At 41.5% G+C, this 12,603-nt stretch carries 8 protein-coding genes; all 8 read right to left on the reverse strand.

The window, feature by feature from the left end:
• Positions 1–10: 10 nt before the first annotated feature.
• The 8 genes from LG003_RS03875 to LG003_RS03910 all read right to left on the reverse strand — a co-directional run bounded on the left by LG003_RS03875 (position 11) and on the right by LG003_RS03910 (position 10,732).
• Positions 11–1,303 carry a hypothetical protein gene (locus LG003_RS03875; protein WP_262980192.1) on the reverse strand — a complete coding sequence of 431 codons (1,293 nt, stop codon included), beginning with the start codon at positions 1,301–1,303 and terminating at the stop codon, positions 11–13.
• Between the two features lie 958 nt (positions 1,304–2,261).
• Positions 2,262–3,794 (reverse strand): MFS transporter, encoded by a 1,533-nt coding sequence (locus LG003_RS03880; protein ID WP_262980193.1) that lies wholly within the window; start codon positions 3,792–3,794, stop codon positions 2,262–2,264.
• A 20-nt stretch (positions 3,795–3,814) separates the two neighbouring features.
• Positions 3,815–4,702, reverse strand: a complete 888-nt coding sequence (locus LG003_RS03885; protein ID WP_262980194.1) for a prephenate dehydrogenase dimerization domain-containing protein — start codon at positions 4,700–4,702, stop codon at positions 3,815–3,817.
• A complete protein-coding gene (gene pabB / locus LG003_RS03890) occupies positions 4,695–6,770 on the reverse strand; it encodes an aminodeoxychorismate synthase component I (protein ID WP_262980195.1) in 2,076 nt (691 codons plus the stop codon). The genes LG003_RS03885 and pabB overlap by 8 nt, the downstream gene beginning before the upstream one ends.
• The gene (locus LG003_RS03895; protein ID WP_240000699.1) at positions 6,751–7,092 is read right to left on the reverse strand and encodes a chorismate mutase; all 342 of its coding nucleotides are present in this window, start codon (positions 7,090–7,092) and stop codon (positions 6,751–6,753) included. Before LG003_RS03895 ends, pabB begins: the two co-directional genes overlap by 20 nt.
• Before the next feature lie 59 nt (positions 7,093–7,151).
• Positions 7,152–8,426 (reverse strand): 8-amino-7-oxononanoate synthase family protein, encoded by a 1,275-nt coding sequence (locus LG003_RS03900; RefSeq protein ID WP_262980196.1) that lies wholly within the window; start codon positions 8,424–8,426, stop codon positions 7,152–7,154.
• Positions 8,427–8,450: 24 nt separating this feature from the next.
• A complete protein-coding gene (locus LG003_RS03905; RefSeq protein ID WP_112876733.1) occupies positions 8,451–9,302 on the reverse strand; it encodes a HemK/PrmC family methyltransferase in 852 nt (283 codons plus the stop codon).
• On the reverse strand, positions 9,299–10,732 hold the full coding sequence (locus LG003_RS03910) for an NAD(P)/FAD-dependent oxidoreductase (RefSeq protein ID WP_112876734.1): 1,434 nt from the start codon (positions 10,730–10,732) through the stop codon (positions 9,299–9,301). The genes LG003_RS03905 and LG003_RS03910 overlap by 4 nt, the downstream gene beginning before the upstream one ends.
• Between the last annotated feature and the right edge of the window lie 1,871 nt (positions 10,733–12,603).

Here is a 12,603-nt window from a genome sequence, read left to right on the forward strand (position 1 = left end):
TGCGGCACCACTAGCGATTAAGTTTCCGATCAGATTCCCGTTCATGACCGTTGACATATATCTTGCCGGTGTTACCGTCATCTCCAAATTCTCCTTTAAGACCATCTTTACCATAGGCTCCCGACAAACCATGTACACCGAGTACTCTGGTACTATTTCCAGGTTCACCCCCTATTCCTCCCCAACCGGCCTTCCCACCTTCCCCACCAAGACCATTAATTGACATAACCTGAAGTACTGGACCACCGTCAGAGTAATTAATATATATGTTACCACTGTCCCCACCTTTCCCCCCCCTGCCTCCATTCCCTCCATTTCCTCCAGCGCCCCCATTTCCTGCCTCCCCAGCAGGACACCACTTGATTGTTTCATTGCCCCAATTACCTCCATTACCCCCATTACCCCCACGTCCCCCAAGACCGCCTCTTCCACCGTTACCACCATTACCACCTATCGTTGCCGCATTTATTGTTCCAGTAAGAGATTGACTAGTAATAGTCAGGTCATTCGCATTTCCAGCCGCTGCACCATCCCCCCCTAATCCTCCGACAGAACCGCTGGCTCCATCAGTACCTGATGTGGCGTTAATTAAGCAGCCATTTTTACTATCTGTACCATCTTTACCATCACTGCCATTAGCCCCTTGATTTCCTGGTGCGCCATCAAGACCATCGGTGCCATTACTGCCTCTATTGACAACATTCTCCTTTCCAGTATTTTCATTCCCTACAATAGTGTTAGCTTCGATTCGACCATTAGTGCGGTAAATAATTTGACCTCCCGGTTCAATGATTATCTGCTCATACACCAAGACAACCGGTTCACCATAATCATCTTTATCTTCAACAACCAATGGATTATCGGAGGAGATAGTCATTTTCTCGCCACTGTATAACGCAACCTTCATCGGGAAGCGCTTAGCATTAAGCATTTCTTCATAATCTTTGACTAAAGCAGAATCACTATAGATATAGGCCCTAAAAGCTTTGCACAGATCAATATGATTACCAGAAACATTTGCCAGCCGTTCAGCAGAAAACGGCTCCGGTAACGTATGATGGGGTTTCATTTTGCCAGGGCCGTACTCACGGTCAGGTACACCGCCGAGCGCTTTCAACTCTTGTATAGTTTGTACTGTAAAAAATGCAGGTGGCACAGTCGCTGTTTCTGGATCGTTGGAGAATATTACCTTGCCGTCAAAATCCAAGGTCTTAAGTTGTTTTGGCTGTCGTTCTACACCAATCAGATGATGATACTGATGTAATATTGCCAAAGTCTCAGCAACCGTTCTTATTTTATCCATGAGAATTCTCCTGAGTTTAAATTTATACCCGTCATCTTTGAAGTTGCCTCTTTGTTGGCTGCACTCACTCACCCCGGTCACATCGTTATCTACGCTCCCGGGGATTCATTCCCTTGCCGTCGCGATGCAACTTGGAATCCATAGGGTATATACATTTAGAATAACTTCATATATCAATTATCCATTTAACCAAGTTCCAAAGTCTCTATTGCTATCCCTACCGGTTATGTCACTAAATTGCTAATAGTCAAAATTAGCCATAACGAAAGCACCGATTTTTTCTGGCAAAATATACAGCTACTTCAACAACAGGTAGGCCAGAAAGATAATTCCAACGAGAATTAATTAGGTAAATATTTATTCACTTTACAGAAATCAATTAAATACAACATTGAAATTACACAATTTAAAATATTAATGTAAATTCTCATTTTTTCCATTAATCATGGAGAATATTTCTGTTATATATCACTACCTTTTAATAGATACTAATTAAAATTTCAATTTTATACTTATCTCATGAGGTATTATTAGAAAATACAAATAAAAACAACAAGTATAATTGTATTTTCAAAAATCACCATAAGATATAAATCCATAGATATTATTGAATAATGAAATTATGAATATAATTTAAATTAAAAGTAGAAAATAACTCTCTTTACAATAAGAAGATTTCTTACAAATAAACGCTTAAATGACCGATAAAAAAGTAAATAAAAAACCCCTAATGAAATAGGCAATATACCCTATGGATTTCAAGTTGCATCGCGACGGCAAGGGAATGAATCCCCGGGAGCGTAGATAACGATGTGACCGGGGTGAGTGAGTGCAGCCAACAAAGAGGCAGCTTGAAAGATGACGGGTATAAATCAAAATAACTGAATCAAACAATAGAACTAGATCAATAATTATCACGATGCAGTGCAGCCATTTTCAATGGCTGCACATAAAACTATCAATACTCAAGCACCTGTTCTTTCTGCGGAGCTTTCAGCAAACGCCAAGCGAGCAATACCACTCCTGCGGTCAATACCACTGTCATCCAGCTCATCATATGAATAGCGCTGGTGAATGATTCCGCCGCCGCTGTCATCAGCTTCTGCCCCTCTGATTCAGCTAATGAATTCGCTACAACGTAAGCTCCCGCTAAAGTCTCTAAAGCTAATCCCGTCTGTTCCTGAGAGATCTCATTTGGTAATTGCAATGTTATACGATAGAAAGCCGTGACCAATCCCCCCAGAATAGTCGTGCCAAGTACAACACCCACTTCATAAGCCGTTTCGCTTATTGATGATGCCGCTCCTGCTTTAGAGGAGGGTACTGACGAAAGCACCAAATCGTTAGACACCGAAGCAATTGCTCCCACACTAATATCTAATAATGCGAAAGCAACAATCAGAGTGACTAAATCACTGCCGATACTCGCTACCAGAAGAAATGCAATACCTGCAACACTCAGCAAAATTGGCACCAGATAATGAGCAGGCACCCGTTGAGCAATAGGCACTATCGCCATACCCATAACAATTGCCATTATTTGTCCGGGAACCAATGCCAGGCTAGCCAAAATCGGCTTCATACCGAGTACAATTTGCAAGACCTGTGTGGCAAAAAAGACAAAACCAACCAGCAATGCCAAACTCAGTAAATTAACAATAACCGAACCGGTAAACATACCATTACGGAACAGGGAAAGATCCATCAACGGTACAGGCAGACGATGTTGCCGACGAACAAATAGCACGCCAGCAATAAGACCAACCGACAGTTCGAGTATTACACTTATTTCAAACCCATCACTGGCAAGGTGTTTAATCGCGTAAACAATACCAACCATAGCAACGATCGATAACAGAACGCTATACACATCGATAATGCCCGTCTGTTTTTTATCGGACTCTGGCAATAACATCGGTCCGAAGATCAACAATGGCACTAATACCGGTACTGCCAAGAGAAAAATTGAACTCCAATCGAAGAATTGTAATAGAACACCACCCACTACGGGACCTAAGGCCGAACCAATAGTTAATGTTGTCGCCCAGATAGCAACAGCCAATCGACGCTGTTCACGATCCTCAAAAAGAACGCTGATCAAAGCCAAAGTTGAAGGCATCAGCATCGCACCAAAAAATCCAAGTACGGCTCGCCCTAAAATCAATTGTTCAGGTGAAGTTGACAGTGCCGTGAACACCGAAATAACCGTGAATCCCAAAGATCCAAATAACAGTAATGAACGATGACCAACACGATCACCAATACTTCCCATTGATACCAGCAAACCAGCCAATGCCAATGAATAAGCATCAATTATCCATAATTGCTGGCTTGCACTGGGCCCCAGAGCTTCAGCTATTTTTGGTAAAGCAAAACTTAAGATCGTATTGTCCACAGTCACTAGCAATACTGGTAACATCAATATCAGTAATCCCAGCCAATTTCTGAGTCCTGCCCGCCCGTTAGCCTCAGCAACTCTATTTAACGACATCCCCTCAACTCCTTTCTATATCATTCAAGCGTTGAAAAAATATGCTGGCAATCAGCAGCACTGATATCAAGCTGTTCCCCCAGTTGTTGCGCAATATCTCTGAGGTTATAGCCAAATTCAGTTTGATCGCCAGCCTGTACTATCGAATCTAACTGTTGTATGGCATGCAGCAATTCCTGACGCGGTTCGGCAGCCATCGGATTTTCATATTGAACGTCCCAGTACACTTCTATTGGATTGCGTAAGATCCTTGATAATAACGCCAGCATTGTACGCATGGGCGGTGGCGCAATAGTTGCCAAGGTACGAATATCTAACGGGCTTTTCGCCAACACCAAGCCAAAAATCAGTATCGCGGCATGGGGCAAAGCCTGACAAAGCGCCATAACCCGATCGTGTTCCTCCGGTGTCATCCTACTGATACGCATATCAGCCTGCATCAATACCCGCTCAATCCAATGTTCACTAACATGACAGTTATCGAGAATGACTGCAACTGGCCTTTTTTGTTCCGGCAAAGATGGCGAGAACATCGGGTTAACACCAATGAAGGGCTGCCCGGGGGCGGCAGCTCTTAATGCAGAATAGAAAGGGGCCTGAACTGAACAGGTTGACACGATCTGTACATCATCACCAATAGCAGACAATACCCAAGGCAACGCTTGTATGGCAACGGCTTCCGGTAAGGCAAAGACTACCGCCTTTGCCCCACTAAAAACCGCTCCAGCATCAGCAGCCGGATTTAAGATATCAATCTGGTAGTAATAAGAATGATAGTGATGAGAACGCACTCCCTGCGTTCGTTTGTCAACACTGTATACAATGTGACCACAGCGAGTAAAAAGGCGCTCTAATAAAGAACCAATAGCACCTTGCCCACCAAGAATGACCACTTTATGGTTACTCACACATTTCCTCCGCCATATGACTAAAACTGAAATAGGGCACACTAGCTTTGACCAATGTCTCTTCAAATTCGCCATAAGGATCAGAGTGAGCAACAATTGCCCCCCCAATGCCAAATTCAGCACACTCTTGATGTAACACAGCTGTACGTATCACAATGCTCAATTCCACTTCACCACTGAAAGACAACCATCCAAGCGCGCCGGAATAAACACCGCGTGCCGATGACTCCAACGTGTCAATAATCTCCATCGTGCGCTTCTTCGGCGCTCCGGTCATTGATCCTCCAGGAAAACATGCCCGGATAGCCTCCATCGATGACGTTTCTTCACATAACTCACCGCGTATGGTCGAAACCAATTGATGTACAGAAGAGAAACTCTCAACTTTAAATAATTCAGGTACATGCACACTGCCTGGACGACATACCTGATTAAGATCATGACGCACCAAGTCCACTATCATCAGATTTTCTGCTCTGTCCTTAGTGGACTGACTCAATTCCAGCCGCAAACACTGATCATCTGCTACCGTTTTTCCTCGTGGCCGGGTCCCCTTAATCGGCCTGGATTCAATATTTCTGGCCTCATCAATACGTAAAAACGTTTCTGGTGATGCGCTGAGTACAGAAAAATCCCCACAGGCTAAATAAGCGCCATAAGGTACAGGGCTGGCATGACGCATACGTCGATAAGCGTCCAATGGATGCCCTGAATAAGTCATCTTTGCCCTATTCGTCAGACAGATTTCATAGGACTCACCATCTGTGATGTATTGGAGTGATTTACGGATTCCATCCATATACTTCTCAGCTCCATATTCCAGACAAATTTTATTCTGATCGATAGCACCGGGAATAAAATCAGGTATCACTTCACCGGTATTTTTTGCAATGGTAACTAAAAGTTCCGGTGACCAATTATGTGGCTGCCCTATCGGTGTGATAAAACATTCATAAAGTTTATTTTGCTGATGATCGAATACAAAAAAATGCGGAGTAAATATTAAGCTGGCATCAGGATGTTTTGAACGGTATTTGTTGCTGCCAATTGTCAGCGCCTTTAATTCATATCCTAAATAACCGACAAATCCGCCTTTAAATACAAATGGCATCGATTTTGGTGTCAAAATTTCCACCATATCAAGCAACTCAGACATCAGTGAGAAAAAATCTCCCTGAACAATCCTCTCGCCATCAGGACCGGTTAAACGCAAACTCTCCGTCTGTACACAGTATTCAAGCCTGATAGCGCCCTGTTCATTACCGCTTCCAATAATTGAGAAGCGGGCATTGGGTCTATCAGAATTTTCACTATCAAGCCAGAAAGCATGTGTATCATTGCCATAGCGTTGAATGAACAAGGATTCAGGATCGACTATCTCCTTACACTCACGATAATTCAGGTTGAGATATTGTCTTCCACCTACTGCAAGATAGGCCTCATTGACATCAGTACATATATTCTGAGCGGTAACTTCCTGTTCGTTATTCTCTTTATACGTCTCCGCTATCCGCACGAAATTACTAAGTAGCTCACGCCCATATTCAGAATCAATCGATTCAGGATGAAATTGAACCCCCCAGATCGGCCTTTCGGTGTGCTCAATTGCCATGATTAAGCCATCATCAGTCCAGGCAGTACATTTTAGACTGTCAGGCAACCGGGTACATACCAACGAGTGATATCTGACCACTTCAAACTGTTCAGGCAAACCGAGGAATAATCCTTCTCCGGTGTTCCTGATGCGACTGCGATAGCCATGTACCGGATTGGGGGCATGTTCTACACAGCCGCCAAATGCCAGGCTAATACCCTGATGACCGAGACAAATACCCAACAGTGGCACTTTGGCACGTGCAATAACTTCAGCACAGACCCCAAAATCACTGCTTTCAGCCGGATGTCCTGGCCCTGGAGAAAGGACTACCGCATCATATTCGTCTATCATTAACTCTTTATAAGTCAAAGAATTAGTGACTACGGACGGCACACTGCCCGTCACTTCATACAGATATTGAGCAATGTTTTGCGTAAAGGAATCATAATTATCAATGAGCAGTATTTTCATTATTTTTTACTTTCTCGTGTAACAACTGGTCAATCAGCTCTTCTTCTCGACGGCAAGCCTCTTCGATAACCAGTTGGAATATTGATTCAGTATATTCAGGCCGTAACCCAAAATCTGTTGATTTATCCCGCAACATATCCAGTAACGAGGTAATACGTTGTAGCTGCATCATCGGAATATCCTGTTCCGCTTTTACCTCAGCGATTTTCATGCAGACTTTCATACGTTCAGAAAGAAGAGCCAGAATCTGCATATTAATAACATCCAGAGATTCCCTGTAAGGTTGTAATATGTCCTGTTTATTTATTATTGCTTGAGTCATATATTTGATCTTCGTCACTGATTTATTTCAATTATCTTCTTTATCGGTAAGCTGGTGATTTATACCTGTGGAACTACAGCCTGTGGCTCAACCCAATTCAGCCCTTTTTCCCTTATTTCAAATAAGGTATTTGCTAGCTGCTTGATTTCACCTGCCTTATGCTCACTAGAGAAAGCAAAGCGCAACATTGCATTGCCATCCGGGACCAGTGGATAAAATACCGGGAATAATAAGATACCATTGTCACGCAGCAAACGAGCAGCTTCAAGCCCTTCCGCTTCATTTTCGAATAAAGCGCCGCGAACGGGAGATTGCACACCCGCATTCATCAAACTGTTCTCCATCAGGGAATCAAACAGATTAATGTTTTTCCATAACTGCTCCTGCCGGATTTCTATCTCAAGGCTGAGATGAAGTCTTGCAGAGGCAACGTTAGCTGCCAACATCGGCACCATAATCGAATGACCAAAAACCAGAGGATTCGCTAAAGTACTAATCACTTCGACATCATCGGCACCTGCAACCACCACAAAACCCCCGGCGCCACCAAATGCTTTGGATAATGAACCTGCAAGTATGAGGTTGGATGGCAAAATATGGTCAAGTGCAACAAAGGCATAACCCGCGCCATGACGCCCCATAATGGAAATACCATGAGCATCATCTACATAGACATAGCCTCCAGCAGCAGCCAATTGTCGCGTTAATTCCGCAACCGGAATTAAACCATTCATTGAACCAATACCATCAATCAACAGAATAGGTGTACGCTGATTCTCCTTACAGTTCTGCAAAGCTTGCTGTACTGACTGTGCATCAGCACTATCAACCCGCGATACCGGTCCGAACTGTTCAAGAATACCGCGTAAGACCTGCATAGAAGCATGAGCAGTTTTATCCATCAACCAATGTACAGGCCGGGAAAGAGGATAGTTAGGTAGAGAGCCACTCCCCAATAACGGCAATACACCAAGATGAACATTACTGGTGGAAGTAAACACCGCAACGGCACCACCCTGATAAATCTCTTCCAGCAGTTTCTCCAATTGCCCCAAATATTGTGGGCGCATCGCACCACGGGACGATGACAAATGTATCCCTGTGCGGGACATAGCCTGATTTGCCGCTTCAATTAAGGCAGGATGATGTTCTAATCCCAAATAAGAGCAGGAAACAAATTCAGTAAAGACTTTTCCTTCCTCTGTAGTAATTTGCTTACCTTGACGTTCAACTACAGTGAAACTGGTCAAACCTTCGTCGATAGCTTGCGCTAAGGCGCCGGTTGTCCGTGACCGGCGAATTGTCATCCAGTCCTGCTTATGTTTTACATCCATTATCTAGACTCCAACTGTCTAAGTTCAAATGAGCTTACAACCAACAGTGATTACCGAACTGCCTGTTGTATCAGAAATATCTTCATCGATAATGGTTCGTACCAAAGAGAAGCCAGACTCTAAAAATAATGTTCTGACACTCTCTCCCTGGCTTTCACCATGTTCAATAACTAACCAACCCTCTGATTGCAGTAGCTGTTTAGCTTGTTTGATAATCAACCGCGTTAAGTCAAGCCCATCATCCCCCGAATACACCGACGCATAAGGATGATGCTCCTCCCATTCCGGCAATATTTCCTGCTGTTCCGGCACATAAGGTGGATTAGCCACAATCAACGCCACCGATCTGTTAAATTGAGAAAATGCTTGCCAATCCCGTAAATCTGCTTTTAATCCATCGGCTTTAATCGCCCAATTCGCCAACCGATAGATATTTCGCGTCAGGTATTGAAAAGCCACATCATCATATTCGACACAAGTGACCTTTAAATCCGGGCGACGTTTAGCAATAGCTAAACCGATGGCGCCACTACCGGAGCATAAGTCCAGAACCACTGCCCCCGGAGGTGTTTGATATTCATTCTCCAGCCATTTATGAATAACTTGACTATGAGGGCGCGGGATAAATACCCCGGTCCCCACCGTCAGAGGCAATCCATCAAAATCCACAGTACCGACAATATGCCCAAGAGGGATCCGGTTACAGCGTTCATGAACCGCAAGCATAAATTCATCACGGGCGCGATCTTTACAACGCCTTTCCAGATAACGGTCAACTAAGCTCGTGAGATCAGTTTCCACATCCCAAACGCCGGCCTCTGACAGTAACTCTCTGGCTTTATCAATGACAACTTGATCTTTCAGCGAAAAACTCATGACCATGCCTCATAATAACTACGTAACCGTTCACGCATGGATTCATAAATATGAGAGAAGGCGACCAGCTCTGGCGGTGGAGTGAATTGAGGGTGAAGAGACTCAATTAAATTCTGATAATTGCGCATCATCCCTTCATTCAGCAGTGGCAGCCAGTAAGGTTTGATATCCCAACGATATTCATAGCCGGTAGCAAACATTTGTTGGGTAGTTTCTTTAGCCATCACTTCACGGGAGAAACCGACCAACGGAGGACGAACGGGATTGAAATCATCAAGATTAATGAGTCTATTTTCTACTCCCGTCAAAGCATTAGCCACATAATCCGCTAATAACGGTGATTGATGTAAGCCATCACGGTAAGTCCCGGTAGCCAACCAAAGACCATTTACGCCACATTCGCCAATCAGCGGGAACCCATCAGCAGGAATTGGCCGGTTACCAACCTGAATTGAGAGGATCTCAGCATCATGCAAGTTAATATCCAACTGATCTAACGCACAATCCAACAAGAACTGCACATCAGAAATCAGTGCCTGACTGCGTGGTTTTTCAGACAGAATATTGGTCGCACCAAGATACAGCACACCATCACCACGTGGTACACAATGCAGCCCACAGGCAAATGCCCGGTTAGGGGTACGGATGACTGAGGTCGGCAGTTCTCTGCCTTTTGGCATCTTGACCAGAATGGATACCCCATAACCGGCAAAGATTGGCGGAATTTGGCGAACAACTGAAGGTATATTTGATAACAGATCCAACGAGTGTGCACCGGCAGCCACGACGACCTTATCTGCCATTAAACGTTCGCCACTGAGCAATTCGACACCGGTAGCTAAACCCTCTTCAATCAGCACACACTTAACATTCTCTTCTTTAAGACATCCACCTTCAGCAACAAATGCCGCATCCAGCTTTTCCAGCAATAAATGCGAGTTCAGCGCATGCTCATCAGGGATGTACAAAGCACGCAACGGACGCACTAAATCGTTGGGCTTTAACCACTCAATTTCACGCGGATCAACGGTTTCATAAGGTGCCGCATAATCGTTCAGGGTTTGTTCGATAGCGTCATAATTGATAGTGTCAATCTCTTCCATCCCGGCAGTGTTCAGTATCACGTGAGTGCCTTTAGCAGTGAACAGCGATCGGGTATCACCGGAAGAGTCAGCTAACCGTTGCGCCCAAGTCGGCCAAAGGTCCCTGGAAATACAATCCATATTCAATTTCAACTTACCGTGTTCACTCGCTAATAAGCCACTGGTAATTTCACCAAAACAACCGTTCATTGCACCGGCAGCTTTAGAAGCAGCATTAGTTCGATCAGTCTCTCCAACCCGACAAACCGAAAGATTTCTACTTGCCAACTCATAGGCGATTGAACCTGCAATTGCCCCTGAACCAACAACAATAAAATCGTACTTCACTTATTTACTCCTATATGGCCTGCGGCCAATTTATTTTAAATACTTTGTCAACAACGCGGACAAATAATTATCATCCTCTATAGTGAGGATATTTTTACTGCTTTACATCAATTGCAAGAAAATAACCCTGTGTTCATCAGTAATTAAAATAACGAATCACTCTCAGATTTACACTAAATTTAAAGACAAATATTCGATAACAAACTATCACATTAGAAATAGTTTCAATTTATTATCAAGCGAATATAATTACCCATATTGATTAATTTATGAAAATAAAACTTTCCAATAAAAACAATAAATTGAACAACATCACAAAATGCTATTTACATTTAAAATAAATAATAACAAACGATATTATTATATTTGAAATAACATCTGCAAATCAGGGAAGAACAATAGTCATCAAATACAAAACTGTCAAATAAATTTAGCCTTATATTATAAACAAAAAAATCATATAAATACTTTCAGTATAAAATAAAAACAATTTATATTTAAATTGTTACGGGGAACAATATTCTAAATGCCTTTTATTCTTCAATAAAAAAACAAAAATTCTTAAGAAAAGTGTTTTTTAAAATTTATATTTTCCATCAACTTTCACCAATATAAACAAATAGAACACATAAGTTATTATATCTTTATTGACTATTATATTTTGTGATTATTGTGATCAACGTGAACATGTACATTTCAGATTATTGATTTTTAGCGTCTCGGCTATCACTACAGAGTTTTCTTCAATAATTAAATGAAAAAATTTGTACTGGCAGTCTGCATGGAAATGGCATTTTACTGCTATCAGAGGGATTTAACACTGTTTTTAATACCTTTAATCTTGTTAAGAAAATCTTTTTTTATCTGTCAGTATGGTTTTAAAATCAGGAAAAAAGAGCAAGCACATTATGTTTTTAACATTATTCACTTTCTCTTTTTACTTACCTTTCCCTTTTTTGGCGATCGTAAACGCCTTTTTATCGGTAATGATTCAACTAAGGGTTAAGAAAACCAGCATTGTATTAACACCCGTTTTTAAAAGGTATAGCGTGATTAAAAAAATCTTTTTCACTATCACATTTAATATATCTACCGGTGATACTCTTCTTCGCCTGTTTTACATTCATCTAATCTGCCATAGTTATTTAAAAGTGGGGAATACAGATAAATTCAAGTTTTTATATAAAAGGTAAATTCAATAAGTAAAATTTTTTAGCAGAATAGTTAATTGTATTTAATCGCAATCCATTAATCATTAATAAATGAGTTAAAAACAAATCAGTAAGTAAAATAATATCATTCATACAGTCTGATATTAAAGTGATTTATTTCCATCATTTTACGAAGCAGACCATCAAAATAATGTAATAAAAAAATGGATAAAACAGGTTAATTCGGCAGGATTTACGTCCTGAAAAAAGCGTGATTATTCGAAAGAGTATCTTTACATCATCAGGCTATTTACTGACTGATTTATAAAGATAAAAAGCAAGTGTGATTAATGTTTTTTGAACATAAAACACAATATACCATGATGATTAAACTTAATAAAAAACAGGGGTAAAACGGGTAAAACCATCGTTAAAACTTTATACTGATTAATCCAAGAGTTAAAACAATGATTTTTAATCATAGTCTAAAACCTATCCATTATAAAACCATCAGTGAAAAATGAAAAACAAAGGTTGATTTTATTCATGCTTATGTCTCCTAGGGAAAACGGATAAATAAAAATATGAATAAATCAATCAGATAATCTATTTTTAAAAGGAATCATCTTTAATAACGCATTCAACCAAGGAATAAACTTTTTAATAAACCAATTAAATCATCAATCATAGAAAATTTGAATAACAGTCTCTACGAATTAA

The organism is Photorhabdus kleinii, assembly GCF_025384885.1.
In the GTDB taxonomy this organism is placed as follows: Bacteria; Pseudomonadota; Gammaproteobacteria; order Enterobacterales; family Enterobacteriaceae; genus Photorhabdus; species Photorhabdus kayaii.